Origin of the sequence: Lysinibacillus agricola, from assembly GCF_016638705.1 — a bacterium.
GTDB classification, from domain to species: Bacteria; Bacillota; Bacilli; order Bacillales_A; family Planococcaceae; genus Lysinibacillus; species Lysinibacillus agricola.
Genome location: NZ_CP067341.1, coordinates 5,079,283 through 5,102,155, shown reverse-complemented (window position 1 = coordinate 5,102,155; position 22,873 = coordinate 5,079,283). Strand labels below are relative to the sequence as shown.

Genomic DNA, 22,873 nt, shown 5'->3' with positions numbered 1-22,873 from the left:
CACCTGAGGAAAGGAGGAAACAGGAATGACAAAAGTATCTGTACTTAGTCAAACAGGAGCTTCAGTTGGTGAAATCGAGTTAAACGATGCGATTTTCGGAATTGAACCAAATGAAGCAGTATTATTCGACGCTGTAGTAGCACAACGCGCTTCTCTTCGTCAAGGTAATCACAAGGTTAAAAACCGTTCTGAGGTAGCTGGTGGTGGTCGTAAACCATGGCGTCAGAAAGGAACTGGTCGTGCTCGTCAAGGTTCTATCCGTTCTCCACAATGGCGCGGTGGTGGTATTGTATTCGGTCCAACTCCACGTAGCTACTCTTACAAGTTACCTAAAAAAGTTCGTCGCTTAGCTCTTAAATCTGCTTTATCAGCTAAAGTAGTAGAACAAAACTTCTTAGTTCTTGATGCTCTTACACTAGCAGCACCAAAAACAAAAGAATTTACAAAAATCCTTAAAGATCTTTCTATAGAGAAAAAATCTTTATTCGTAACTGCTGACCTAGATGAAAACGTAGCATTATCTGCTCGTAACATCCCTGGCGTAACAGTTTTAACTGCAAACGGAATCAACGTTCTTGATCTATTAGGTCATGATAAAGTTGTATTCACAAAATCTGCAGTAGAAAAAGTTGAGGAGGTGCTTGGATAATGGAAGCACGTGATATTTTAAAACGTCCAGTCATTACTGAGCGTTCTTCAGAACTTATGGCAGAGAAAAAGTATACTTTCGAAGTAGACACTCGCGCTAACAAAACTCAAGTAAAAGACGCTGTAGAAGAAATCTTTGGTGTAACAGTTGAGAAAGTAAACGTTCTTAACTACAAAGGTAAATTCAAACGCGTTGGCCGTTACGGTGGTTACACTAACAAACGTCGTAAAGCGATTGTTAAATTAACTGCTGACAGCAAAGAAATTGAATTATTCGAAATGTAATCCTTGATGGATTTATGATTTGAACACTCAAGAAGGAGGGAAAACACAATGGCGATTAAAAAGTATAAACCTACCTCTAATGGTCGTCGTAATATGACGTCTTTAGACTTTGCGGAAATTACAACTAACAAGCCTGAGAAATCATTGCTTGAACCAACTAAACGCAAAGCTGGTCGTAACAACCAAGGTAAAATCACTGTTCGTCATCATGGTGGTGGTCATAAGAAGCAATACCGTGTTATCGATTTCAAACGTGTTAAAGATGGCATTCCGGCAAAAGTTGCTACTATTGAATATGATCCAAACCGTTCTGCGAATATCGCATTAATCAACTACGCTGATGGAGCAAAAAGCTACATCTTAGCACCAAAAGGTCTAGAGGTTGGTCAAACAATCGTATCTGGTCCGGATGCTGATATTAAAGTAGGTAACGCATTACCATTAGCAAACATTCCAATGGGTACTACAATCCATAACATCGAGTTAAAACCTGGTAAAGGTGGACAATTAGTACGTTCTGCTGGTACTTCTGCACAAGTACTTGGTCGTGAAGATAAATACGTAATCGTTCGTCTACAATCTGGTGAAGTACGTTTAGTATTAGCTACTTGCCGCGCTACAATCGGTCAAGTTGGTAACGAACAACACGAACTTGTACACATCGGTAAAGCAGGTCGTAGCCGTTGGTTAGGTAAACGCCCAGAAGTACGTGGTTCTGTAATGAACCCTAACGATCACCCACACGGTGGTGGTGAAGGACGTTCTCCAATCGGACGTAAATCACCAATGACTCCTTGGGGTAAACCAGCACTTGGTTACAAAACTCGCAAGAAGAAAAACAAATCGGATAAATTCATCATCCGTAGTCGTAAAAAATAGAGTGGTTAAACTACGGTTCTATGTGAGAGCCGTGGTGGAATCACAGAGGGAGGTTCCTACATGGGTCGCAGCTTGAAAAAAGGACCTTTTGTTGATGGTCACTTAATGAAAAAAGTGGAAGCACAAGAGGCTTCTGAGAAAAAACAAGTTATCAAAACTTGGTCACGCCGTTCTACAATTTTCCCGAACTTCATCGGACTAACAATTGCTGTATATGATGGACGTAAACATGTTCCTGTATACGTAACAGAAGATATGGTAGGCCATAAACTTGGTGAGTTCGCACCGACACGTACTTACAAAGGTCACGGTGCAGACGACAAGAAAACAAGACGCTAATTTTGAGAGGAGGTAAATCCTAATGACACAAGCTAAAGCTATCGCTCGTACAGTTCGCATTGCTCCTCGTAAAGTACGTCTAGTAGTAGACTTAATTCGAGGCAAGCAAGTTGGTGAGGCAGTTGCAATTTTACGTCATACTCCAAAAGCGGCGTCTCCAGTCGTTGAAAAAGTATTAAAATCTGCAGTTGCTAACGCTGAACACAACTACGATCTTGACATCAACTCTTTAGTAGTTTCTGAAGTTTTCGTTGATGAAGGTCCAACATTAAAACGTTTCCGTCCACGTGCACAAGGACGTGCAAGCGCAATTAACAAACGCACAAGCCACATTACACTAGTGGTATCTGAGAAGAAGGAGGGCTAATCCGTGGGTCAAAAAGTACATCCAATAGGACTGCGCGTTGGTATTATTCGTGACTGGGAGTCAAAATGGTACGCTGAAAAAGACTATGCAACTCTACTTCACGAAGACATCAAAGTGCGTAAATATATTGAAACGGCTCTTAAAGACGCTTCTGTTTCTAAAATTGAAATCGAACGCGCTGCAAACCGTGTAAACATTACAATTCACACTGCGAAACCAGGTATGGTAATCGGTAAAGGTGGTACTGAAGTTGAAAATCTTCGTAAATACCTTAGCAACTTAACTGGTAAACGTGTACACATCAACATTATCGAAATCAAACGTGCTGATCTTGACGCTCGTCTAGTAGCTGAAAATATCGCTCGTCAATTAGAAAATCGTGTATCATTCCGTCGTGCGCAAAAGCAAGCGATCCAACGCACAATCCGTGCTGGTGCAAAAGGAATTAAAACACAAGTATCTGGTCGTTTAGGTGGCGCTGATATCGCGCGTGCTGAACACTATAGTGAAGGAACTGTTCCACTTCATACTCTACGTGCTGACATCGACTATGCACACGCAGAAGCTGACACTACTTACGGTAAATTAGGCGTTAAAGTATGGATCTACCGTGGTGAAGTTCTTCCTACGAAGAAATCTGTGGAAGGAGGCAAATAATATGTTATTGCCTAAACGCGTAAAATACCGTCGTGAACACCGCGGAAACATGCGTGGCGAAGCGAAAGGCGGTAAAGAAGTATCTTTCGGCGAATGGGGCTTACAAGCTCAAACAGCTAGCTGGATCACTAACCGTCAAATCGAAGCTGCACGTATCGCGATGACTCGTTACATGAAACGTGGCGGTAAAGTTTGGATTAAAATCTTCCCACACAAACCTTACACTAAAAAACCTCTAGAAGTCCGCATGGGTTCTGGTAAAGGTTCTCCTGAAGGTTGGGTTGCAGTAGTAAAACCAGGAAAAGTAATGTTCGAAATTGCTGGTGTATCTGAAGAGATCGCACGTGAAGCACTTCGTTTAGCATCACATAAGCTTCCTGTTAAATGTAAAATCGTAAAACGTCAAGAAACTGGTGGTGAATCTAATGAAAGCTAATGAAATCCGTGACCTTGCCACTTCTGAATTAGAATTAAAAGTGAAATCACTGAAAGAAGAGCTTTTCAACCTTCGCTTCCAATTGGCGACTGGTCAATTAGAAAACACAGCTCGTATTCGTGAAGTGCGTAAAGCAATCGCGCGTATGAAGACTGTTATTCGTGAAAGAGAAATCAGTGCAAATAACTGATAAAGGAGGTTTTCAAGTATGACTGAGCGTAATCAACGCAAAGTTTACACGGGCCGCGTTGTTTCAGATAAAATGGACAAAACTGTAACTGTTTTAGTTGAAACTCACAAAAAGCACAAGCTTTATGGTAAACGTGTAAAATACTCTAAAAAGTTTAAGGCTCATGATGAATTAAACACAGCGAAAATCGGTGATATCGTACGTATCATGGAAACTCGCCCGCTATCAGCTACTAAACGTTTCCGTCTAGTTGAAGTTGTAGAAAAAGCGGTTATTATTTAATAACTATTTCGGAACAACCAATTTCCGAAGGGAGGTAACCTAAGTGATCCAACAAGAAAGTCGTATGAAAGTTGCTGACAACTCAGGTGCACGTGAAGTTCTTACAATTAAAGTGCTTGGTGGCTCTGGCCGTAAAACTGCTAACATCGGTGATATCGTTGTTTGTACAGTTAAGAAAGCAACACCAGGTGGCGTTGTTAAGAAGGGTGACGTTGTTAAAGCTGTTATCGTTCGTACAAAATCAGGCGTACGTCGTAAAGACGGTACGTACATCAAATTTGATGAAAATGCTTGTGTAATTATTCGTGATGATAAATCACCACGCGGAACTCGTATTTTCGGACCTGTTGCACGTGAATTACGTGACAGCAACTTCATGAAAATCGTTTCTCTAGCTCCAGAAGTTCTTTAATTTCATGATAGTGCCAATCAAGGAGGTGCGACAGCATGCATGTAAAAAAAGGTGACAAGGTTAAGGTTATCACTGGTAAGGACAAAGGCAAAGAAGGCGTAATTCTTGCTTCTTACCCTAAACAAGATCGCGTTCTTGTTGAAGGTGTGAATATCGTGAAAAAACACGTAAAACCTAACCAATTGAATCCACAAGGTGGAATTGTAAGCCAAGAGGCTGCAATTCACGTTTCGAACGTAATGCTAATCGATCCTAAATCTGGCGAGCCGACTCGTGTAGGTTATAAAATCGAAAACGGTAAAAAAGTTCGTGTTGCAAAAAAATCAGGTGCAGTAATCGACTAATTTCTATAAAAAGAAGGGAGGTAAACAAATGAGCCGCCTAAAAGAAAAATATTCAAATGAAGTTTCATCTGCTCTTATGAGCAAATTCGGATATAAATCAGTTATGCAATTGCCGAAAGTTGACAAAATCGTTATCAACATGGGTGTTGGTGACGCAGTTCAAAACTCAAAAGCATTAGATGCAGCTGTAGAAGAATTAACAATTATCACTGGTCAAAAACCAGTTGTAACTAAAGCGAAAAAATCGATCGCAGGTTTCCGTCTACGTGAAGGTATGCCTATCGGTGCTAAAGTTACATTACGCGGTGAGCGTATGTATGAATTCTTGGACAAATTAATCTCAATTTCACTACCTCGTGTACGTGACTTCCGTGGTGTTTCTAAAAAAGCATTCGACGGTCGCGGTAACTACACTTTAGGTGTTAAAGAGCAATTAATTTTCCCAGAAATCGATTACGATAAAGTTTCAAAAGTACGCGGTATGGACATCGTGATCGTAACGACAGCGAATTCTGATGAAGAAGCTCGCGAGTTATTGACACAATTCGGTATGCCGTTCCAAAAGTAATTAAACAAGGAGGGCGAAAACGTGGCTAAAAAATCTATGATCGTTAAACAACAACGTAAGCAAAAGTTTAAAGTGCAAGAATATACACGTTGTGAACGCTGTGGCCGTCCACACTCTGTATATCGCAAATTCAAACTTTGCCGTATTTGTTTCCGAGAACTTGCATATAAGGGACAAATTCCTGGCGTGAAAAAAGCCAGCTGGTAATCCCCTAATTTGGGAAGGAGGTAAATGTAATGACAATGACTGATCCGATTGCAGATATGCTTACTCGCATTCGTAATGCGAACATGGTTCGTCACGAGAAGTTAGAAGTACCAGCTTCCAACGTGAAAAAAGAAATCGCTGAAATTTTAAAGCGCGAAGGTTTCGTACGTGACGTAGAATACGTGGAAGACAACAAGCAAGGTATTATCCGTATCTTCTTAAAATACGGTAAAGATAACGAGCGCGTTATCACTGGCTTAAAACGTATTTCTAAACCTGGTCTACGAGTATATGCAAAAACAAATGAAGTGCCTAAAGTACTGAACGGTCTTGGTATCGCTTTAGTGTCAACTTCACAAGGTTTATTAACAGATAAAGAAGCTCGCGCTAAACAAGTTGGCGGCGAAGTTCTAGCATACGTTTGGTAATTAGCAATAAATGAATGGAGGTGCAACTAAATGTCTCGTGTAGGTAAAAAAATTATCGAGGTACCAGCTAACGTAACTGTTACTGTTGCAGCTGACAACTCAGTTACCGTTAAAGGTCCTAAAGGCGAACTTGTTCGTTCTTTCCACCAAGATATGAAAATTGAGCAAGAAGGTAATGTGATTTCTGTATCTCGTCCTTCTGACTCAAAAGAACACCGCACAAACCACGGTACAACTCGTGCGCTATTAGCGAACATGGTTACTGGTGTTTCTGCAGGTTTCGAAAAATCATTAGAACTAATCGGTGTCGGTTACCGTGCGCAATTACAAGGTAAAAAACTTGTTCTTAACGTAGGTTATTCACATCCAGTTGAGTTCACACCTGAAGATGGTCTAGAAGTTGAAGTTCCTTCTAACACTAAGATCATCGTTAAAGGTATTAGCAAAGAACGCGTTGGTGCTCTTGCATCTAACATCCGTGACGTGCGTCCACCAGAGCCTTACAAAGGTAAAGGTATCCGTTATGAAGGCGAATATGTTCGTCGTAAAGAAGGTAAAACAGGTAAATAATGCTGCTTAAGCATTAGAAAGGAGTGACCCTTGTGATTACGAAACAAGATAAAAATCAGGTTCGTAAAAAACGTCATGCACGCGTACGTTCTAAAATTTCGGGTACTGCTGAGCGTCCACGCTTAAACGTATTCCGTTCTAACAAGAACATCTACGCTCAACTTATCGATGACGTAGCAGGCGTAACAATTGTTAGCGCATCTTCTCAAGAAAATGGTTTTGAAGCTGCTGGTAGCAATGTTGATGCTGCAACTAAAGTCGGTGAAACAATCGCAAAACGCGCTACGGAAAAAAATATTACTGCTGTAGTATTTGACCGTGGTGGTTACTTATATCATGGACGTGTAAAAGCTTTAGCTGAAGCTGCACGTGAGAACGGTTTAGAATTTTAATAAGAAGGAGGGACACATTTCATGAGTCGAATTGACGCAAACAAACTTGGAGAACTTGAAGAACGCGTAGTTACTATTAACCGTGTTGCAAAAGTTGTTAAAGGTGGACGTCGCTTCCGCTTCACAGCATTAGTTGTTGTTGGCGATAAAAACGGTCATGTAGGTTTCGGTACTGGTAAAGCTCAAGAGGTGCCAGACGCTATCCGTAAAGCTGTTGAAGATGCGAAGAAAAACTTAATCGAAGTGCCACGCGTAGGTGGAACAACTCCACACTTAGTGCAAGGTCGCTTTGGTGCAGGAGAAATCCTAATTAAACCTGCTGCTCCTGGTACAGGGGTTATCGCTGGTGGTCCAGTACGTGCAGTACTAGAACTTGCTGGTATTACTGATATTCTTTCAAAATCACTTGGAACTAACACACCAATTAACATGGTGCGTGCAACTATTCAAGGTTTAACTGAATTAAAACGCGTAGAGGACGTAGCTAAATTACGTGGTAAATCAGTGGAAGAAATATTAGGATAAGGGGGGAAAGATAATGGCTAACAAATTAGAAATCACCCTTACAAAATCTGTGATTGGTTCTAAACCAGCACAACGCAAAACTATTGAAGCATTAGGTTTACGTAAATTAAACCAAACTGTTGAGAAAGCTGACAATGCAGCGACTCGCGGTATGATTGATGTAGTAGCTCACTTAGTTACTGTCAAAGAAAACTAATTTTTAATTAACGAACAAGGAGGTGCCATCCAATATGAAACTTCATGAGTTAAAACCAGCAGAAGGTTCCCTGTAAGTACGTAACCGCGTAGGTCGCGGTATCGGTTCTGGTAACGGTAAAACTGCAGGTAGAGGTCATAAAGGTCAAAACTCTCGTTCTGGCGGCGGTGTACGCCCAGGATTCGAAGGTGGTCAAAACCCTTTATTCCGTCGTTTACCGAAACGCGGCTTTACTAACATTAACCGTAAAGAGTACGCGATCGTTAATCTTGACACATTAAACCGTTTTGAAGATGGTGCAGAGGTAACAACTGCATTATTACTTGAAACAGGTTTAGTGAGCAATGAAAAAGCTGGAATTAAAGTTCTTGGAAACGGAACTCTTAACAAAAAGCTTACAGTAAAAGCTCATAAATTCTCAGCTTCGGCTAAAGAAGCAATTGAAAATGCCGGCGGAACTACTGAGGTGATTTAATGTTTCAGACAATCTCTAACTTTATGCGTGTTCGAGATATACGAAATAAGATCATTTTCACCCTTTTAATGTTAATCGTTTTCCGTATTGGTACGTTTGTACCAGTACCGAACGTTGACGCTAATGTATTAAAGGCAACTGATGAGTTCAACCTCGTTGGTTTCCTGAATACTTTTGGCGGTGGTGCTTTAAAGAACTTCTCTATCTTTGCGATGGGAATTATGCCTTACATCACTGCTTCAATCATTGTTCAGTTATTGCAAATGGACGTAGTACCGAAATTTGCTGAGTGGGCAAAGCAAGGTGAAGTCGGAAGACGAAAACTTGCTCAATTTACTCGTTACTTTACAATCGTTCTTGCCTTTATCCAATCATTCGCGATGTCATTTGGTTTTAATAGAATGTACGGCGGGTCATTGATTAAAGAAGAAGGAATTTTAACATATGTTACAATTTCTATTGTATTAACAGCGGGTACAGCATTCCTAGTATGGCTTGCTGATCAAATTACTGCGCATGGTGTCGGTAATGGTATTTCTATTGTAATTTTCGCAGGTATCGTTGCGGCATTACCTACGGGTATCAACCAAATCTATGCACAACAAATCGAAGGTGCGGGTGATAAGCTATTTATCAACCTAATAATCCTTGGATTACTTGTTTTAATTATGCTTGCAGTTGTTGTTGGGGTTATCTACGTGCAACAAGCACTACGTAAAATTCCAATTCAATATGCAAAACGAGTTACTGGACGTAACCAACAAACTGGTGGTCAACAAACGCATTTACCGTTAAAAGTAAATGCTGCAGGGGTTATTCCGGTAATCTTTGCATCAGCGTTTCTTATGACACCTCGTACGTTAGTTCCGTTCTTTGGTGAAGGTGCTGTAACAACATTCATTGAAAACACGTTTGATAATACAAAACCTGTTGGGATGATTGTTTACGTTGCATTGATCATCGCGTTCACATATTTCTATGCATTCATACAAGTGAATCCAGAAAATGTGGCAGATAACTTGAAAAAGCAAGGTGCTTACATTCCGGGTATTCGCCCTGGTGAAAGTACACAAACGTATTTAACAAGCGTGTTATATCGTCTGACATTTGTCGGTGCGATTTTCTTAACTGTTATTTCTGTAATGCCGATTATATTCATAAGCTTTATGAATCTACCTGCCACAGTGCAAATCGGTGGTACTAGTATTATTATCGTAGTCGGCGTAGCGCTCGAAACGATGAAGCAGCTAGAATCTCAACTTGTTAAACGTCACTACAAAGGCTTTATGAAATAATGTTGGTTTTTAGGGAACGTTCTATCGTTTCCTGAAATCAGCTAACCTTTTGTGGGAGGAATATTTCCGTATGAATATCGTTTTAATGGGTCTGCCAGGTGCTGGTAAAGGTACACAGGCAGATAAAATTGTTGAGAAGTACGCGATTCCTCATATTTCTACAGGCGATATGTTCCGTGCTGCTATTAAAGGTGGTACAGAACTAGGCTTACAGGCTAAATCGTTTATGGATCAAGGTGCTCTAGTGCCGGATGAAGTAACGATTGGTATTGTTCGTGAGCGACTTGCTAAACCTGATTGTGAAAAGGGATTCTTACTAGATGGTTTCCCACGTACTGTTCCTCAAGCTGAAGCTTTAGACAGCATTCTTGCTGACCTTGGCAAAGCTATTGAACATACGATTAACATCCAAGTTGAAAAAGATGAGCTAATTGCTCGTCTATCAGGTCGTCGTATTTGTAAAACTTGTGGCACATCTTATCATCTAATTTTCAATCCTCCAGCTGAGGAAGGAAAATGTGATAAAGATGGTGGCGAGCTTTATACACGTGCGGATGATAATCCTGAAACGGTTGCGAACCGTCTGGAAGTAAATATGAAACAAGCACAACCTTTACTTGACTACTATGAAGTAAAAGGTGTGTTAACAAATATAGATGGACAGCAAGATATTAACAATGTGTTTGCTGATCTTGATGCTCTATTACAGGGCAGCCGCAGCTGATACCCGGCTCCGGGCGCAGAATACTGCTTCCGCGGGAGGCATGCGGGAGCAACAACGAATATAATTTTTTTGAGAGTTGCAAAAGCATATTGTGCCCGGTATATATTTCTTTTAAAAAGTGCAACATTACTTTTGAAAGAGTATAATGGGTTTCGTGGAAGCATCTGTGTAACGGGTATGAATATCTCATCCTAGACATTCCGGTATTCGTGTAAACATGGGAAGTCAGTGTCCTTACTGGTCCTGTATATTCCGTGGATTGTGTGAAACGAAACCAGACGAGCGTCTTTCAACATCTCTCATACAATCCAAACATATGTTGAAACGAGGTTGCATCTATAGTTGCAGCAGATATCCGTTTGATGTAACGATGAGAACTTTAATTTGCATATAGAGAGGAGACAGAGTAGATGGCGAAAGATGATGTAATTGAAGTCGAAGGAACAGTTGTTGAGACTTTGCCAAACGCGATGTTTAAGGTAGAATTAGAAAATGGACATGTGATTCTAGCACACGTATCTGGTAAGATTCGTATGCACTTTATCCGTATTCTACCAGGAGATAAGGTTACTATCGAGTTATCCCCTTATGATTTAACTCGCGGTCGTATCACATACCGTTTTAAATAATCTTTTGCGCTCCGGACTATTAAGGAGGTTAGGTTAGATGAAAGTGAGACCATCTGTGAAACCGATCTGCGAAAAATGTAAAGTAATTCGCCGACGCGGTAAAGTAATGGTAATCTGTGAAAATCCTAAACACAAACAAAAACAAGGTTAATTCTAAAGGAGGTGCACAACGTACATGGCACGTATTGCTGGTGTTGACATTCCTCGCGACAAACGCGTGGTAATTTCATTAACTTACATTTTCGGTATTGGTAAAACTACAGCTCAGAAAGTATTAGCTGACGCAGGCATTTCAGAAGATACACGCGTACGCGACTTAACTGAAGATGAGTTAAACAAAATCCGTGAACAATTAGACAAATACAAACTTGAAGGTGACTTACGTCGCGAAACTTCATTAAATATCAAACGTTTGATGGAAATCGGTTCATTCCGTGGTATCCGTCACCGTCGTGGTTTACCTGTTCGTGGTCAAAATACGAAGAACAATGCGCGTACGCGTAAAGGTCCTCGTAAAACAGTTGCGAACAAGAAAAAATAATAAGTAAAGGAGGTTCCTTCTTAACATGGCTCGTAAACAACAAACTCGTAAACGTCGTGTGAAAAAGAATATCGAATCTGGTATCGCACACATTCGTTCTACATTTAACAATACAATCGTAACGATTACAGATATGCAAGGTAACGCTGTATCTTGGTCAAGTGCTGGTGCTCTTGGTTTCCGTGGTTCACGTAAATCTACACCATTCGCTGCTCAAATGGCTGCAGAAACTGCTGCTAAAACATCCCTTGAACATGGTCTGAAAACGTTGGAAGTAACTGTTAAAGGTCCTGGTGCTGGTCGTGAAGCTGCAATCCGTGCACTTCAAGCTGCTGGTTTAGAAGTAACTGCTATTAAAGACGTTACTCCAGTTCCTCATAATGGTTGCCGTCCGCCGAAACGTCGTCGCGTGTAATGGGTGCGTCTCATATTGTATGAGAACATCATTTTTTGTACAGACTGTCTTGTGCAGATAATAAACGATACGTCATTGACGATCGAATCTATGATGGAAAGAACCTATACATTCGATGTTTTGAAGGAGGGTAAATGAAATGATCGAAATTGAAAAACCAAAGATTGAAACGGTGGAGATCAGCGAAGATTCCAAATATGGAAAGTTTGTTGTAGAACCGCTTGAACGCGGATATGGAAACACTTTGGGTAATTCTTTACGTCGTATCCTTCTGTCTTCATTACCAGGAGCTGCTGTCACTTCAATTCAAATTGACGGTGTTCTTCACGAATTCTCAACTGTAGAAGGCGTTGTAGAGGATGTAGCTTCAATTATTTTGAACGTGAAAAAACTAGCTCTTAAAATCTACTCTGACGAAGAAAAAGTTATTGAGATTGATGTAAAAGGCGATGGTACAGTTACAGCTGCTGACATTACACATGACAGTGATGTAGAAATTTTAAACCCGGATCTATATATTGCAACAATCGCTAAAAACGGTCATTTACGTATGCGTATGTACGCTCAACGCGGCCGTGGTTACACTCCTGCTGATCAAAACAAACGTGAGGATCTTCCTATCGGCGTGATCCCGATCGACTCTATTTACACTCCAGTATCACGCGTCAATTTCCAAGTGGAAAATACTCGTGTAGGTCAGTCTTCTGACTACGATAAACTTTCTCTTGATGTGTGGACAGATGGTAGCATCGGTCCGAAAGAGGCGATTTCGCTCGGAGCAAAAATTTTAACCGAGCATCTAAACATCTTCGTTGGCATGACAGATGAGGCACAAACTGCTGAAATCATGGTCGAAAAAGAAGAAGATCAAAAAGAAAAAGTTTTAGAGATGACTATCGAAGAACTTGATCTTTCTGTTCGCTCTTATAACTGCTTAAAACGCGCTGGTATTAATACAGTACTAGAACTTGCGAATAAGTCAGAAGACGATATGATGAAAGTTCGTAACCTTGGACGTAAGTCACTAGAAGAAGTAAAAGCGAAGTTAGAAGAGCTTGGTTTAGGATTACGCAAAGAAGACTAAGCGATTTAAACAAAACTTACAAGATCAGATAATTTTTTATAAAGGAGGGAAACATCCATGGGTTACAGAAAACTTGGTCGTACAAGTTCTCAACGTAAAGCGATGTTACGTGACTTAGCTACTGATTTAATCATCAACGAGCGTATCGAAACTACTGAGGCTCGCGCTAAAGAAGTACGTAAAGCTGTTGAAAAAATGATTACTTTAGGTAAACGCGGTGATTTACATGCACGCCGTCAAGCTGCTGCATTCATCCGTCGTGAACTAGTAACAACTACTGATGCAGAAGGTAACGAAACAACTTCATTTGCACTTCAAAAGTTATTTGATGATGTTGCACCACGTTATGCAGAGCGTCAAGGTGGTTACACTCGTATTCTTAAAGTAGGTCCTCGTCGTGGTGACGGTGCACCTGTTGTTGTGATTGAATTAGTTTAACTTCTTGAAAGAAGTTAAAGCCTCCGGCGGATGTCACGGAATTGCAAAGGATTTCTTTGTACAGGCACAAAGCCGATTCCGGACGCAATTATGCCGAGGCATAATTGATTCATAAGAGAAGACAAGTGGTGAAGAGGGTGGAATCACCACCCTCTTTCTTTATAAATGATTTATACGACAAATAATTAAGCTGAGCGTTATGATGAGCGGACACTGTTGTGTGGCGTCTCGTTTAGCTCTCCGCACCTCATTCAGAGGGAACAAGGGCTTGAGCACCCGCGTTTCTTGAAAATGTAACGACTAGCGCATTTCTATCGAATGAGGTGCGCGCTTTTTTATTTTTTAGGGAAGTATGAGATAGCGCCAATTTAATGGTGCTTTTTTTAATATACGGCTCTTTTTATATTTTGTTTCTATAATATTTTGTGCGGACACAATTCAAAATCCGGACGCAATTACGCCAAGGCGAAATTGGTATTTGATTTATCGTTTGATTCTTAAAAGAGAGCCTATTTATTATATTTAGGCCTATATCTGAACAAACAAAAGAAAGGAAAGTCATTTTAGCGCTTTTCTTTTATCGACATAATGATTGTAGTAGAATTCATACATAAAAAAGTGTAAGTTAGTTAGTAGAGCTGAGCATGTAGAGAGGAGTTCTAGAAATGCCAGAAATTTTATCATTAAATAACGTGACATTTTCATATACACCAGAAGAAAAAGAAAGTCGCAATGCTGTTGAAAATGTAAGCTTTGCGGTACAAGAAGGAGAATGGATTGCCATTGTTGGCCATAACGGTTCTGGTAAATCCACCATTGCAAAGCTTATGAATGGTTTGCTATACCCACAGCAGGGCGATGTACGTATATTACGCGAACCATTAAGTGAAGAAAACCTATGGGAAAGCCGCTCACAGATGGGCATGGTTTTTCAAAATCCAGACAATCAATTTGTTGGAGCGACAGTGCAGGATGATGTTGCTTTCGCTCTTGAAAATAACGGAGTGCCATATGAAGAGATGGTAGAACGTGTACATGCAGCACTCGAGCAAGTAAAAATGAACAATTTTTTAGATCATGAGCCACATCACTTATCAGGTGGGCAAAAGCAGCGTGTTGCCATTGCAGGAGCACTGGCGTTGAAACCAAAGCTCCTTATTCTTGATGAAGCCACATCTATGCTAGATCCACAGGGGCGTGCGGAGGTATTACAAACAGTTCAAACTTTACGTGCTGAAACAGGGCTAACGGTAATATCCATTACGCATGATTTAGAGGAAGCCATGCTGGCAGATCGTGTTCTCTTTATGAATGATGGAAAGAAATTTGCTGAGGGTACACCTGCTGAAATTTTTTCATTTGGGGACAAGCTAGTTGAATTTGGGCTAGACTTGCCATTTGCCATGAAGTTATCAAAGTTATTGCAAAAGGAAGGTGTTCCGCTAATGGGACAACATATGACAGAAGAAGAGTTGGTGAATGATTTATGGACATCAAACTTCAACAAGTAAGCTATGCCTATGCACAGGGTACACCTTTTGAGAAACGTGCATTATTCGATGTAGATTTTGAAATTCCATCACATACGTATCAGGCGATTATTGGGCATACTGGCTCTGGTAAATCGACCATTCTTCAGCACTTTAATGCACTTCTAAGACCTACTTCAGGGGAAGTGCATATTGGAGACCGTATTGTCGTAGCTGGAAAAAAGGCGAAGGATTTAAAATCTGTACGCCAAAAGGTTGGTATTGTGTTTCAATTCCCGGAGCATCAGCTGTTTGAAGAAACCGTATTAAAGGATATTATGTTTGGTCCTATGAACTTCGGTGTAACGGAAAAAGAAGCTGAAGCGCGAGCAAAAGAACTTGTAGGCTTAGTAGGCTTACCAGAGAACGTACTTGAAAAATCACCTTTTGATTTATCTGGTGGACAAATGCGCCGAGTGGCAATTGCTGGCGTATTAGCAATGGAACCTGAAGTTATTGTTTTAGATGAACCAACTGCAGGGCTTGATCCACGCGGTCAGAAAGAGATTATGGATATGTTTTATAAGCTACATCAGGAACGTGGCCTAACGACAATTCTCGTTACGCACAGTATGGAGGATGCAGCTCGTTATGCGGACAATATTGTCATTATGCATGAAGGGAAAAATGTATTAAGTGGGATACCACAAGAAATTTTCAAAGATGTGGAGACATTGAAGAATTTCCGCTTAGAACCTCCTCGTATCGTACGCTTTCAACAAAAAATCGAAAAAATGATAAATCAATCCTTCTCAAAGATATGCTTAACCGAAGAAGAGCTAGCAACTGAAATTGCTCGAGTGCTAAGAGAGGAGCGTGCAGAATCATGATGGAGAAAATGATATTTGGGCGCTTCCTACCTGGAAACTCTCCGGTTCATAAGCTCGATCCACGATCAAAGCTTATATTTGTCTTTGCGTTCATTATTATTGTTTTTTTAGCAAACAATACAGTGACATATGCCATGCTATTGGCATTTACCTTACTCATTGTGTTAGTGTCACGTATTCGCCTGTATTTTTTAATTAATGGTCTAAAGCCAGTTCTTTTTTTAATGGCATTTACCTTCTTGATTCATATATTTATGACGAAAGAAGGCGCCCCGGTATTTGAGTGGAAGTTTATCACTATCTATGAAGAGGGTATACGACAAGGGATATTCATTTCGGTACGATTTCTAGTTCTAGTGTTTATGACATCTATCTTAACACTTACAACGTCACCGATTTCAATTACGGATGGCATTGAAGTACTGCTAAATCCATTAAAAGCAGTGAAAGTGCCTGTGCATGAGTTAGCTCTAATGATGTCTATTTCATTGCGCTTTATTCCAACGTTAATGGATGAAACAGATAAAATTATGAAAGCACAAATGGCACGTGGCTCGGATTTATCTTCTGGACCGATAAAAGATCGTATTAAAGCGGTCGTGCCATTACTGGTGCCTCTGTTTGTAAGTGCCTTTAAACGAGCTGAGGATTTAGCAACAGCTATGGAAGTAAAAGGCTACCGTGGAGGCGAAGGGCGTACAAGGTATCGCAAGCTAAAATGGGATATGAGCGATACATTTGCACTCGTGTCATTAGTAGGGATGGGCGCTTTACTATTCTTCTATAGAAGTTAAAAGGAGTAAGCTTTATGCGACGATTAAAAGTAATTATTAGTTATGATGGAACACAATTTTCTGGCTATCAAGTACAGCCTGGGGAGCGGACAGTACAAGCAGAGCTTGAGCGTGTTCTAAACATTATGCATAAAGGGGAAAAGGTGAAAGTAACTGCGAGTGGACGTACAGATGCAAAAGTGCATGCAATTGGACAAACATTGCATTTTGATACGCCACTAGCGATTCCCGTAGAAAACTATATGAAGGCACTGAATGTTCAACTGCCAAGAGATATTCGAGTAATGTCGGTTGAAGAAGTAGCGGCTGACTTTCATGCTCGTTACAGTGTAACAGGGAAGCGGTACCGATATATATGGTCATGTGAGCCTGTACAGAGTCCGTTCCGCAGACATTACACGGTAGAGACAAATGGTGTGAAACCAAATGTCGGAGCAATGCAGGAGGCGGCAAAGGCCATTATCGGTACACATGACTTTTCATGTTTCTGTGCAGCCAATACAAGTGTCAAAGATAAGGTGCGCACAGTAACTACACTACAATTTGAGTGGCGTGGTGAGGAGCTACATATGGTGATTGAAGGAAATGGCTTCTTATATAATATGGTCCGTATTATCGCAGGCACGCTTTGGGAAGTTGGTATAGGACGTCGTGACATTGAGAACGTGGAGTTAGTCGTTAAATCTATGAACCGTGATAAGGCAGGTAAAACCGCACCACCACAAGGTCTATATCTTGAGAAAGTCTTCTATTAAATGGCTCATCAAAAGTGGGGATGACATTTTATTTAAATGTATATCGTGAGGATAGGTTGATTGGAGTGGAAACTGGGCGACTCCTTGGGGATCAGCGATAGAGGAACGAAGGCTAAAACCATCACGTCCTGTGATAAAGCCTTCGTGACCAACATCGGCAATGTTTTATCTGTGCGACAGCAACAAAGCGCCCAGTCGGAACGGAAATCAACCCCGCATTATGGTGATGACCATTAAGAAGAACCACCGACGAATATTGTAGAATTATTAGTGCGAAATATCATTGTATTATACAAAATGAAGGCTCGCAAAAGCCCTAATTTAAACAATCATTGAATCTGAACAACTTCTCCAGGTGTTTATTGAAATTACTTGACTTTAAAAGTCATTCATTATATGATAACAGATGGTATTTTCATTACCACCACAAATAAGCCCCGAAAACTTATAGTGTAGTTTAATGAAAAATAACGGTAATCGAATCGATTAGGAGGATATATACATGCGTACAACATTCATGGCTAAAGGTCACGAAGTAGACCGTAAATGGCTAGTAGTTGATGCAGAAGGCCAAACTCTTGGACGTTTAGCTTCTGAAGTAGCTGCAATCTTACGTGGTAAACATAAACCAACATTCACACCAAACGTTGACACAGGTGATCACGTAATCATCATCAACGCTGACAAAATCCATTTAACTGGTAACAAATTAGAGGGTAAACTTTACCGTCACCATACTCAATTTGCGGGTGGTTTAAAAACTCGTACTGCTGGTGAAATGCTAGACAAGTACCCAACAAGAATGATCGAATTAGCAATTAAAGGGATGCTTCCTAAAAACTCTTTAGGTCGTAAAATGTTCGGTAAACTAAACGTTTACACAGGAACAGAACACCCACATGCTGCACAAAAACCAGAAGCATACGAGCTTCGCGGATAATATAAATTAAGAGGAGGATATTACTTTGGCACAAGTTCAATACATCGGCACTGGTCGCCGTAAAAGCTCTGTAGCTCGCGTACGTCTAGTACCGGGTACAGGTAAAATTGTTATCAACAAACGTGAAATCGAAGAATACGTACCATTCGCTGCATTACGTGAAGTAATTAAACAACCATTAGTAGCTACTGAAACTACAGGAAGTTACGATATCCACGTAAACGTTAACGGTGGTGGATACACTGGTCAAGCTGGTGCAGTACGTCACGGTATCGCTCGTGCTCTACTTCAAGTAGACCCAGATTTCCGTGCTGCATTAAAATCTGCTGGATTACTTACTCGTGATTCACGCATGAAAGAACGTAAAAAACCAGGTCTACGCGGCGCTCGTCGTGCACCTCAGTTCTCAAAACGTTAATATTTCTTATATATCAACGTTTCCAAGCCCTTTCCCGGTTCTGTCGGGGAAGGGTTTTTTTATGTCACCTTAGTGTTATATCTAGGCTTGTAACGTGGGGGGATTTCCATTCCGACCGGGCGCTTTGTAGCTGACGCTTTGCTTTCGCTACAGAAAACATTTGTTGCTGACGCTTCGCTTTCGCACAGATAAAACATTGCCGCTGACGCTTCGCTTTCGCGCAGAGCTTCCTGGGGGCGTCTGATAAGCCGCTCCATGGTCTCATCTGTGACGCTGATGCCCAAGGAGTCGCCCAGCCTACATGGCATACGTTTTTTTAACAACTGTCATCCCTAACTTTTGGTAATGAACCACATCCAATTCATATTTTACATAAAAGTAATTCCTTCTTTTCATATTCATGTATTTGCTTCTGTCTATAAAAAGTCACAGTTAATTTAGTAAATAGCCAAAGAATGTGTATTTTACGTGGAAATGGCTGATACTACTTTTAGGCTGTTTATTTCTGAAAATGGAGGTCAATATATGAAAAAGCTATTAATATTATCACTTGCAGCAATTGCACTTCTTGGTGCATGTGGTAATAAAACTGACGTAAAAAAAACGGAGGAAGTAAAAACAGAGAATACTGCAAATCAAAGACAGGTTGAAATAACAAAAGGTCAAGCAAATGCTAAAATTCTAAATAGCACAAACTGGCAAGGTACAAAAGTCTACGATAAAAATAAAAAAGATTTAACAGCGGAGAATTCAAATTTTATTGGGCTTGCCAAATATGACGCTGATTCAGGACGTTATGAATTTTTCGATCCAAATACAGCTGGAAGCCGTGATGATAAAGGTATTTTCTTTATTACGAATGATGGAAAGCATAGAGTATTGATTTCAGAAACGAAAAATTACCAAGCAATTGTAGAAATTACTGAGCTAACAAATAATATGTTCACTTATAAACGAATGGGGAAAGATGCAAGTGGTAACGATGTAGAGGTATTCGTTGAGCATGTCCCCTATAAGGAAAAAAAGCTTACATTTACCGAAGCAGATAAAACTTTAAATGATTCTACAGGCACTATTGTGAAAGACGTTGATGGAGATAAAATTTTAGCTGAAACACTTTGGCAAGGAACAGTTGTATTAGATGTAAACGGACATGATATAACGCAATATAATACGAATTTTATTAGCATTGCGAAATATGATGCAAATACGAATAAGTACGAATTTTTCAATCCTGAAACAGGTGAAAGCCGTGGTGACTTCGGTTATTTTAATGTTATCCGTGGAAATAAATTAAGAGCGCATGTTTCAATTGGCGAAAATAAATATGGGGCTGTACTTGAAATTACTGAGCTAAATAATAAGAAATTCACGTATAAAAGAACTGGCAAAGACAAAGATGGTAAGGATATAACAGTATTTGTTGAACATGAACCTTATACAGGTAAGTTTAAACCAGAATTTACACTAAAATAAAAAAGAATGATTCCCCAATCAACGACATTAGTCAACGTATTGTTAATGCCGTCTTATCATTACTTAAAAAGTATCTTCTAAAACTCTCGATTTTAATACTTGAGAGTTTTTTTCGCTTTCTGGAATAGTTCAATCCCTAACTTCGTACACTAAATGTAAAAGGGTGGTGGATATGGGTGAAGCGCTGGCTTGCACTAGGAGTAATTATGCTGATGAGTATAGTGGTCGTGGCATATGAAACGAATGCTTCGGACCGTAACTTCTTCCTACCAGACCCACTAGGTGGCATAAAAATTGTCATTGATGCGGGGCACGGAGGTCAAGATGGGGGGGCTTCAAAGGGCGAAGTAATTGAAAAGGATATTACACTTGCAATTGCTCAGTATGTGGAAAAGCAATTAAAGAAAAAAGGCGCAGTAGTCGTAATGACACGAACAAAAAATGGAGACGTTATCGATGAGCACGCGCCATCAGAAAAATTTGGTACATTGAGAGAACGAAAAAAGCAGGACATCTTTTTAAGAAAAGATTTAGTACAAAAAGAAAAACCGGATGTTTTTATTACAATTCATGCAAATGCCATTCCTGAAACAAAATGGCGTGGAGCACAGGTGTTCTATCATAAAGAAGGACATGCTGAAAGTGAATTATTAGCAAAGAGCATTCAAGAATCCATTCGCACTAATTTGAAAAATACTGACCGAGAGGCATTGTCTATAAAACAAATATATTTACTAAAAAAAGCTGAGGTACCTGCCGCTCTAGTAGAAACAGGATTTATAAGTAATGATGAGGAACGTGCATTATTAACTGATAAGAAATACCAAGAAAAAATGGGAGATGCAATTGTTGAAGGCATAGAAGCGTATTTATTAGCTAAAATTGAATAGAGCAACAACACAACGTAAATCAAATCATTATGATATACTAACATTGAGATAATATAAGGGGAGTGTTCGTCGTGATAAATGAACAACAAATACGAGAAATACTAGGACAACTACAAGATCCATTTTTACATAAATCACTTGCAGAAACAGACGGAATTACAAACGTAGCAATAAAAGAAGAGAAGAATCATGTCAGTGTAAAAATTGCGATTGCTAAAACAAATACACCTGAACAATTACAGCTACAAATGAAAATTGTTGAAGTTTTGAAAGAAGCGGGTGCAAATACAGTTGGTATTCGTTTCGAAGAGCTATCAGCAGAAAAACTACAGAGCTTCCGTGGGGTTGCAACGGAGTCTGAGGCACAAGATATTTTATCTCCGCTTAGCACAGTACAAGTTATTTCAATTGCCTCTGGTAAAGGCGGTGTAGGGAAATCTACAGTGTCAGTTAACTTAGCTGTTGCATTAGCTCGTCTAGGGAAGAAGGTTGGCTTAATCGACGCTGATATTTATGGGTTCAGTGTCCCTGATATGATGGGTGTTACAGATATGCCAAAAGTGGTAGACAATCGAATTTTCCCTGTTGATCGCTTAGGTGTGAAAATGATTTCGATGGGCTTCTTCGTTGAAAATAACGCACCGATTGTATGGCGTGGACCAATGTTAGGTAAAGTGTTAGATCAATTCTTCCGTGATGTAGAATGGGGCGAGCTAGACTATCTACTATTAGATTTACCACCAGGTACAGGTGACGTTGCATTAGATATTCATCAAATGCTTCCTTCATCAAAAGAAATTGTTGTAACAACACCACATCCAACGGCAGCGTTCGTTGCTGCTCGTGCAGGTGCAATGGCTTTACAAACAGACCATGAAATTTTAGGTGTTATTGAAAACATGGCATGGTATGAGTCGAAATCAGGTGACCGTGAATTCGTATTCGGTCAAGGTGGAGGTCCAAAATTAGCAGATGAGTTACGTACAGAGCTACTTGGACAAATTCCTCTTGGTCAACCTGACTGGTCAGAAGAAGATTTTGCACCTTCTGTTTATGCTGAAAAACACACAACAGGACAAATTTATTTAGACATCGCGACGAAAATCATTAATAAATTAAATAAATAACGAAAACGGATTTCCTCCATTGTTTGAGGAAATCCGTTTTTACATATAAGGGGTTACTGAGTGCTCTTTTCCTCATTGCCTGTGCCTTCAGAACCACCACCACCAGCTTCTTTTTTTCCGCCGCCAGCGCCGCCAGTTTTACCTGCCTCGCCGCCACTCTTCTTAATAAGCTCCTGCCATTTTGTTTGCATAAGTGGACTTTCAATCGTTTCCTTTACGATTTCCTCCATTTGCTTTCTTAGGTTGGAGGATTTTAGAATGGTCTCTAACTGCTTTTGCATATCTGGCTGACCAAAGAATGCCTCCATATCCTTTTGGAAAGCCGGGTCTTTCATTAATTCCTTCATAATATCCTGTTGCTGCTTTTGCATACTTTTAGCTATAGTTTCTTTAAATTTTGGATCTTCGAATGTTTTCTTCCAAAAGTCTTCTGCTTCCTTGGAAAGCAAGGTTTCTTCGGTAGCCTTCTTTACTTCCTCATGCTCCAAAACCAATAATTCACGGAAACTTGGATCCTCTAAAAGCTGGCGTAACGCCTTTTTACCATCCTCGGTTTGTAAAGAGTCGATCATTATTTTTTTTATTTCATCATAGGACATAGTAGAGGCTTTATCTTGTGAACAGGCAGAAAGAAAAAGCATTAGAATTAGTAGTAAGATGAATTTTCGCATCAATAATCAGTCCTTTCTATAGATAGACTCTTTCAATTATTGTTCACATTTATGATGACTTTATGTATTGATTAGGATGAGAAATAGCTTTTTTAACAATGCATTGTTAAAATGAAT

38 protein-coding genes and 1 pseudogene are annotated in these 22,873 nt (G+C 40.1%); 37 read left to right on the top strand and 2 right to left on the bottom strand.

Annotated elements, in window-relative coordinates; all coding sequences use genetic code 11:
* The first annotated feature begins 25 nt into the window (after positions 1–25).
* From rplD to rpsI, 34 genes and pseudogenes are all read left to right on the top strand, one after another.
* A complete protein-coding gene (rplD, locus tag FJQ98_RS25590; RefSeq protein WP_053596058.1) occupies positions 26–649 on the top strand; it encodes a 50S ribosomal protein L4 in 624 nt (207 codons plus the stop codon).
* A complete protein-coding gene (rplW, locus tag FJQ98_RS25585; protein WP_053482811.1) occupies positions 649–933 on the top strand; it encodes a 50S ribosomal protein L23 in 285 nt (94 codons plus the stop codon). Before rplD ends, rplW begins: the two co-directional genes overlap by 1 nt.
* 48 nt (positions 934–981) lie before the next feature.
* Entirely contained in the window at positions 982–1,812 is an 831-nt protein-coding gene (rplB, locus tag FJQ98_RS25580; RefSeq protein WP_201406581.1) for a 50S ribosomal protein L2, read from the top strand.
* A 60-nt stretch (positions 1,813–1,872) separates the two neighbouring features.
* A complete protein-coding gene (rpsS, locus tag FJQ98_RS25575; RefSeq protein ID WP_053596059.1) occupies positions 1,873–2,151 on the top strand; it encodes a 30S ribosomal protein S19 in 279 nt (92 codons plus the stop codon).
* Positions 2,152–2,173: 22 nt separating this feature from the next.
* Positions 2,174–2,518: a 50S ribosomal protein L22 gene (rplV, locus tag FJQ98_RS25570; protein ID WP_004233639.1), complete on the top strand. Its 345-nt coding sequence runs from the start codon at positions 2,174–2,176 to the stop codon at positions 2,516–2,518.
* Between the two features lie 3 nt (positions 2,519–2,521).
* Positions 2,522–3,175, top strand: coding sequence for a 30S ribosomal protein S3 (rpsC, locus tag FJQ98_RS25565; protein WP_053596060.1), 654 nt, complete (start codon positions 2,522–2,524; stop codon positions 3,173–3,175).
* 1 nt (position 3,176) lies between these two features.
* On the top strand, positions 3,177–3,611 hold the full coding sequence (rplP, locus tag FJQ98_RS25560) for a 50S ribosomal protein L16 (protein ID WP_053596061.1): 435 nt from the start codon (positions 3,177–3,179) through the stop codon (positions 3,609–3,611).
* Positions 3,601–3,801 carry a 50S ribosomal protein L29 gene (gene rpmC / locus FJQ98_RS25555; protein WP_049662852.1) on the top strand — a complete coding sequence of 67 codons (201 nt, stop codon included), beginning with the start codon at positions 3,601–3,603 and terminating at the stop codon, positions 3,799–3,801. The genes rplP and rpmC overlap by 11 nt, the downstream gene beginning before the upstream one ends.
* Positions 3,802–3,819: 18 nt before the next feature.
* Positions 3,820–4,083, top strand: coding sequence for a 30S ribosomal protein S17 (gene rpsQ, locus FJQ98_RS25550; protein WP_053596062.1), 264 nt, complete (start codon positions 3,820–3,822; stop codon positions 4,081–4,083).
* 43 nt (positions 4,084–4,126) lie between these two features.
* Positions 4,127–4,495, top strand: coding sequence for a 50S ribosomal protein L14 (rplN, locus tag FJQ98_RS25545; RefSeq protein WP_004233650.1), 369 nt, complete (start codon positions 4,127–4,129; stop codon positions 4,493–4,495).
* Between the two features lie 35 nt (positions 4,496–4,530).
* The gene (rplX, locus tag FJQ98_RS25540; protein ID WP_053596063.1) at positions 4,531–4,839 is read left to right on the top strand and encodes a 50S ribosomal protein L24; all 309 of its coding nucleotides are present in this window, start codon (positions 4,531–4,533) and stop codon (positions 4,837–4,839) included.
* A gap of 28 nt (positions 4,840–4,867) precedes the next feature.
* Complete coding sequence (rplE, locus tag FJQ98_RS25535) at positions 4,868–5,407, top strand: 50S ribosomal protein L5 (RefSeq protein WP_053596064.1); 540 nt, start codon at positions 4,868–4,870, stop codon at positions 5,405–5,407.
* A gap of 21 nt (positions 5,408–5,428) precedes the next feature.
* Positions 5,429–5,614 carry a type Z 30S ribosomal protein S14 gene (locus tag FJQ98_RS25530; RefSeq protein ID WP_004233656.1) on the top strand — a complete coding sequence of 62 codons (186 nt, stop codon included), beginning with the start codon at positions 5,429–5,431 and terminating at the stop codon, positions 5,612–5,614.
* A gap of 29 nt (positions 5,615–5,643) precedes the next feature.
* Positions 5,644–6,042, top strand: coding sequence for a 30S ribosomal protein S8 (gene rpsH, locus FJQ98_RS25525; RefSeq protein WP_008181717.1), 399 nt, complete (start codon positions 5,644–5,646; stop codon positions 6,040–6,042).
* Between the two features lie 30 nt (positions 6,043–6,072).
* Positions 6,073–6,612 carry a 50S ribosomal protein L6 gene (rplF, locus tag FJQ98_RS25520; protein WP_053596065.1) on the top strand — a complete coding sequence of 180 codons (540 nt, stop codon included), beginning with the start codon at positions 6,073–6,075 and terminating at the stop codon, positions 6,610–6,612.
* A 32-nt stretch (positions 6,613–6,644) separates the two neighbouring features.
* Positions 6,645–7,004: a 50S ribosomal protein L18 gene (gene rplR, locus FJQ98_RS25515; protein WP_075807301.1), complete on the top strand. Its 360-nt coding sequence runs from the start codon at positions 6,645–6,647 to the stop codon at positions 7,002–7,004.
* 21 nt (positions 7,005–7,025) lie between these two features.
* Complete coding sequence (rpsE, locus tag FJQ98_RS25510; protein ID WP_053482806.1) at positions 7,026–7,529, top strand: 30S ribosomal protein S5; 504 nt, start codon at positions 7,026–7,028, stop codon at positions 7,527–7,529.
* Positions 7,530–7,542: 13 nt separating this feature from the next.
* Complete coding sequence (gene rpmD, locus FJQ98_RS25505; protein ID WP_049662869.1) at positions 7,543–7,725, top strand: 50S ribosomal protein L30; 183 nt, start codon at positions 7,543–7,545, stop codon at positions 7,723–7,725.
* Between the two features lie 34 nt (positions 7,726–7,759).
* Positions 7,760–8,200 (top strand): annotated as a pseudogene (gene rplO, locus FJQ98_RS25500) (50S ribosomal protein L15).
* Positions 8,200–9,495, top strand: a complete 1,296-nt coding sequence (secY, locus tag FJQ98_RS25495) for a preprotein translocase subunit SecY (RefSeq protein WP_053596067.1) — start codon at positions 8,200–8,202, stop codon at positions 9,493–9,495. The pseudogene rplO and the gene secY overlap by 1 nt, the downstream one beginning before the upstream one ends.
* 70 nt (positions 9,496–9,565) lie before the next feature.
* The gene (locus FJQ98_RS25490) at positions 9,566–10,219 is read left to right on the top strand and encodes an adenylate kinase (RefSeq protein WP_053596068.1); all 654 of its coding nucleotides are present in this window, start codon (positions 9,566–9,568) and stop codon (positions 10,217–10,219) included.
* 410 nt (positions 10,220–10,629) lie between these two features.
* Positions 10,630–10,848, top strand: a complete 219-nt coding sequence (gene infA / locus FJQ98_RS25485; RefSeq protein ID WP_004233690.1) for a translation initiation factor IF-1 — start codon at positions 10,630–10,632, stop codon at positions 10,846–10,848.
* A gap of 37 nt (positions 10,849–10,885) precedes the next feature.
* A complete protein-coding gene (gene rpmJ / locus FJQ98_RS25480) occupies positions 10,886–10,999 on the top strand; it encodes a 50S ribosomal protein L36 (protein WP_000868344.1) in 114 nt (37 codons plus the stop codon).
* Positions 11,000–11,023: 24 nt separating this feature from the next.
* The gene (gene rpsM, locus FJQ98_RS25475; protein ID WP_053596069.1) at positions 11,024–11,389 is read left to right on the top strand and encodes a 30S ribosomal protein S13; all 366 of its coding nucleotides are present in this window, start codon (positions 11,024–11,026) and stop codon (positions 11,387–11,389) included.
* 25 nt (positions 11,390–11,414) lie between these two features.
* Positions 11,415–11,804 (top strand): 30S ribosomal protein S11, encoded by a 390-nt coding sequence (rpsK, locus tag FJQ98_RS25470; protein WP_004233731.1) that lies wholly within the window; start codon positions 11,415–11,417, stop codon positions 11,802–11,804.
* A 139-nt stretch (positions 11,805–11,943) separates the two neighbouring features.
* On the top strand, positions 11,944–12,888 hold the full coding sequence (locus tag FJQ98_RS25465; RefSeq protein WP_004233733.1) for a DNA-directed RNA polymerase subunit alpha: 945 nt from the start codon (positions 11,944–11,946) through the stop codon (positions 12,886–12,888).
* 57 nt (positions 12,889–12,945) lie between these two features.
* Positions 12,946–13,326, top strand: a complete 381-nt coding sequence (rplQ, locus tag FJQ98_RS25460) for a 50S ribosomal protein L17 (protein ID WP_012296051.1) — start codon at positions 12,946–12,948, stop codon at positions 13,324–13,326.
* A gap of 665 nt (positions 13,327–13,991) precedes the next feature.
* On the top strand, positions 13,992–14,837 hold the full coding sequence (locus FJQ98_RS25455; protein ID WP_053596070.1) for an energy-coupling factor ABC transporter ATP-binding protein: 846 nt from the start codon (positions 13,992–13,994) through the stop codon (positions 14,835–14,837).
* On the top strand, positions 14,813–15,685 hold the full coding sequence (locus FJQ98_RS25450) for an energy-coupling factor ABC transporter ATP-binding protein (protein ID WP_053596071.1): 873 nt from the start codon (positions 14,813–14,815) through the stop codon (positions 15,683–15,685). Before FJQ98_RS25455 ends, FJQ98_RS25450 begins: the two co-directional genes overlap by 25 nt.
* Positions 15,682–16,479 (top strand): energy-coupling factor transporter transmembrane component T family protein, encoded by a 798-nt coding sequence (locus tag FJQ98_RS25445; RefSeq protein WP_053596072.1) that lies wholly within the window; start codon positions 15,682–15,684, stop codon positions 16,477–16,479. Before FJQ98_RS25450 ends, FJQ98_RS25445 begins: the two co-directional genes overlap by 4 nt.
* A gap of 14 nt (positions 16,480–16,493) precedes the next feature.
* The gene (gene truA / locus FJQ98_RS25440; RefSeq protein WP_053596073.1) at positions 16,494–17,234 is read left to right on the top strand and encodes a tRNA pseudouridine(38-40) synthase TruA; all 741 of its coding nucleotides are present in this window, start codon (positions 16,494–16,496) and stop codon (positions 17,232–17,234) included.
* A 60-nt stretch (positions 17,235–17,294) separates the two neighbouring features.
* Positions 17,295–17,471 (top strand): hypothetical protein, encoded by a 177-nt coding sequence (locus FJQ98_RS25435; protein WP_158003074.1) that lies wholly within the window; start codon positions 17,295–17,297, stop codon positions 17,469–17,471.
* A 265-nt stretch (positions 17,472–17,736) separates the two neighbouring features.
* Positions 17,737–18,174 (top strand): 50S ribosomal protein L13, encoded by a 438-nt coding sequence (gene rplM, locus FJQ98_RS25430; protein WP_053596074.1) that lies wholly within the window; start codon positions 17,737–17,739, stop codon positions 18,172–18,174.
* Between the two features lie 25 nt (positions 18,175–18,199).
* Positions 18,200–18,592, top strand: a complete 393-nt coding sequence (gene rpsI, locus FJQ98_RS25425; protein ID WP_004233744.1) for a 30S ribosomal protein S9 — start codon at positions 18,200–18,202, stop codon at positions 18,590–18,592.
* Between the two features lie 59 nt (positions 18,593–18,651).
* Here the strand turns inward: rpsI and FJQ98_RS25420 are convergent, their stop codons facing one another.
* The gene (locus FJQ98_RS25420; RefSeq protein ID WP_143114937.1) at positions 18,652–18,876 is read right to left on the bottom strand and encodes a hypothetical protein; all 225 of its coding nucleotides are present in this window, start codon (positions 18,874–18,876) and stop codon (positions 18,652–18,654) included.
* Between the two features lie 241 nt (positions 18,877–19,117).
* Between FJQ98_RS25420 and FJQ98_RS25415 the strand changes: the two genes are divergently transcribed.
* The 3 genes from FJQ98_RS25415 (at position 19,118) to FJQ98_RS25405 (ending at position 22,085) form a co-directional block, all read left to right on the top strand.
* Positions 19,118–20,068, top strand: a complete 951-nt coding sequence (locus FJQ98_RS25415) for a DUF4822 domain-containing protein (RefSeq protein WP_053596075.1) — start codon at positions 19,118–19,120, stop codon at positions 20,066–20,068.
* 176 nt (positions 20,069–20,244) lie between these two features.
* Positions 20,245–20,958, top strand: a complete 714-nt coding sequence (locus tag FJQ98_RS25410) for an N-acetylmuramoyl-L-alanine amidase (protein ID WP_053596076.1) — start codon at positions 20,245–20,247, stop codon at positions 20,956–20,958.
* Positions 20,959–21,029: 71 nt separating this feature from the next.
* Positions 21,030–22,085, top strand: coding sequence for a P-loop NTPase (locus tag FJQ98_RS25405; protein ID WP_053596077.1), 1,056 nt, complete (start codon positions 21,030–21,032; stop codon positions 22,083–22,085).
* 53 nt (positions 22,086–22,138) lie between these two features.
* On the opposite strand, the gene gerD is transcribed toward FJQ98_RS25405, so the two are convergent.
* The gene (gene gerD, locus FJQ98_RS25400; RefSeq protein WP_053596078.1) at positions 22,139–22,756 is read right to left on the bottom strand and encodes a spore germination lipoprotein GerD; all 618 of its coding nucleotides are present in this window, start codon (positions 22,754–22,756) and stop codon (positions 22,139–22,141) included.
* Between the last annotated feature and the right edge of the window lie 117 nt (positions 22,757–22,873).

What these genes read in the sequence shown, in the direction of transcription:
- rplD (WP_053596058.1), top strand. Translation starts at nt 26, where the DNA reads ATGACAAAAGTATCTGTACTTAGTCAAACAGGAGCTTCAGTTGGTGAA.
- rplW (WP_053482811.1), top strand. Translation starts at nt 649, where the DNA reads ATGGAAGCACGTGATATTTTAAAACGTCCAGTCATTACTGAGCGTTCT.
- rplB (WP_201406581.1), top strand. Translation starts at nt 982, where the DNA reads ATGGCGATTAAAAAGTATAAACCTACCTCTAATGGTCGTCGTAATATG.
- rpsS (WP_053596059.1), top strand. Translation starts at nt 1,873, where the DNA reads ATGGGTCGCAGCTTGAAAAAAGGACCTTTTGTTGATGGTCACTTAATG.
- rplV (WP_004233639.1), top strand. Translation starts at nt 2,174, where the DNA reads ATGACACAAGCTAAAGCTATCGCTCGTACAGTTCGCATTGCTCCTCGT.
- rplP (WP_053596061.1), top strand. Translation starts at nt 3,177, where the DNA reads ATGTTATTGCCTAAACGCGTAAAATACCGTCGTGAACACCGCGGAAAC.
- rpmC (WP_049662852.1), top strand. Translation starts at nt 3,601, where the DNA reads ATGAAAGCTAATGAAATCCGTGACCTTGCCACTTCTGAATTAGAATTA.
- rpsQ (WP_053596062.1), top strand. Translation starts at nt 3,820, where the DNA reads ATGACTGAGCGTAATCAACGCAAAGTTTACACGGGCCGCGTTGTTTCA.
- rplX (WP_053596063.1), top strand. Translation starts at nt 4,531, where the DNA reads ATGCATGTAAAAAAAGGTGACAAGGTTAAGGTTATCACTGGTAAGGAC.
- rplE (WP_053596064.1), top strand. Translation starts at nt 4,868, where the DNA reads ATGAGCCGCCTAAAAGAAAAATATTCAAATGAAGTTTCATCTGCTCTT.
- rpsH (WP_008181717.1), top strand. Translation starts at nt 5,644, where the DNA reads ATGACAATGACTGATCCGATTGCAGATATGCTTACTCGCATTCGTAAT.
- rplF (WP_053596065.1), top strand. Translation starts at nt 6,073, where the DNA reads ATGTCTCGTGTAGGTAAAAAAATTATCGAGGTACCAGCTAACGTAACT.
- rpsE (WP_053482806.1), top strand. Translation starts at nt 7,026, where the DNA reads ATGAGTCGAATTGACGCAAACAAACTTGGAGAACTTGAAGAACGCGTA.
- rpmD (WP_049662869.1), top strand. Translation starts at nt 7,543, where the DNA reads ATGGCTAACAAATTAGAAATCACCCTTACAAAATCTGTGATTGGTTCT.
- secY (WP_053596067.1), top strand. Translation starts at nt 8,200, where the DNA reads ATGTTTCAGACAATCTCTAACTTTATGCGTGTTCGAGATATACGAAAT.
- FJQ98_RS25490 (WP_053596068.1), top strand. Translation starts at nt 9,566, where the DNA reads ATGAATATCGTTTTAATGGGTCTGCCAGGTGCTGGTAAAGGTACACAG.
- infA (WP_004233690.1), top strand. Translation starts at nt 10,630, where the DNA reads ATGGCGAAAGATGATGTAATTGAAGTCGAAGGAACAGTTGTTGAGACT.
- rpmJ (WP_000868344.1), top strand. Translation starts at nt 10,886, where the DNA reads ATGAAAGTGAGACCATCTGTGAAACCGATCTGCGAAAAATGTAAAGTA.
- rpsM (WP_053596069.1), top strand. Translation starts at nt 11,024, where the DNA reads ATGGCACGTATTGCTGGTGTTGACATTCCTCGCGACAAACGCGTGGTA.
- rpsK (WP_004233731.1), top strand. Translation starts at nt 11,415, where the DNA reads ATGGCTCGTAAACAACAAACTCGTAAACGTCGTGTGAAAAAGAATATC.
- FJQ98_RS25465 (WP_004233733.1), top strand. Translation starts at nt 11,944, where the DNA reads ATGATCGAAATTGAAAAACCAAAGATTGAAACGGTGGAGATCAGCGAA.
- rplQ (WP_012296051.1), top strand. Translation starts at nt 12,946, where the DNA reads ATGGGTTACAGAAAACTTGGTCGTACAAGTTCTCAACGTAAAGCGATG.
- FJQ98_RS25455 (WP_053596070.1), top strand. Translation starts at nt 13,992, where the DNA reads ATGCCAGAAATTTTATCATTAAATAACGTGACATTTTCATATACACCA.
- FJQ98_RS25450 (WP_053596071.1), top strand. Translation starts at nt 14,813, where the DNA reads ATGGACATCAAACTTCAACAAGTAAGCTATGCCTATGCACAGGGTACA.
- FJQ98_RS25445 (WP_053596072.1), top strand. Translation starts at nt 15,682, where the DNA reads ATGATGGAGAAAATGATATTTGGGCGCTTCCTACCTGGAAACTCTCCG.
- truA (WP_053596073.1), top strand. Translation starts at nt 16,494, where the DNA reads ATGCGACGATTAAAAGTAATTATTAGTTATGATGGAACACAATTTTCT.
- rplM (WP_053596074.1), top strand. Translation starts at nt 17,737, where the DNA reads ATGCGTACAACATTCATGGCTAAAGGTCACGAAGTAGACCGTAAATGG.
- FJQ98_RS25415 (WP_053596075.1), top strand. Translation starts at nt 19,118, where the DNA reads ATGAAAAAGCTATTAATATTATCACTTGCAGCAATTGCACTTCTTGGT.
- gerD (WP_053596078.1), bottom strand. Translation starts at nt 22,756, where the DNA reads ATGCGAAAATTCATCTTACTACTAATTCTAATGCTTTTTCTTTCTGCC.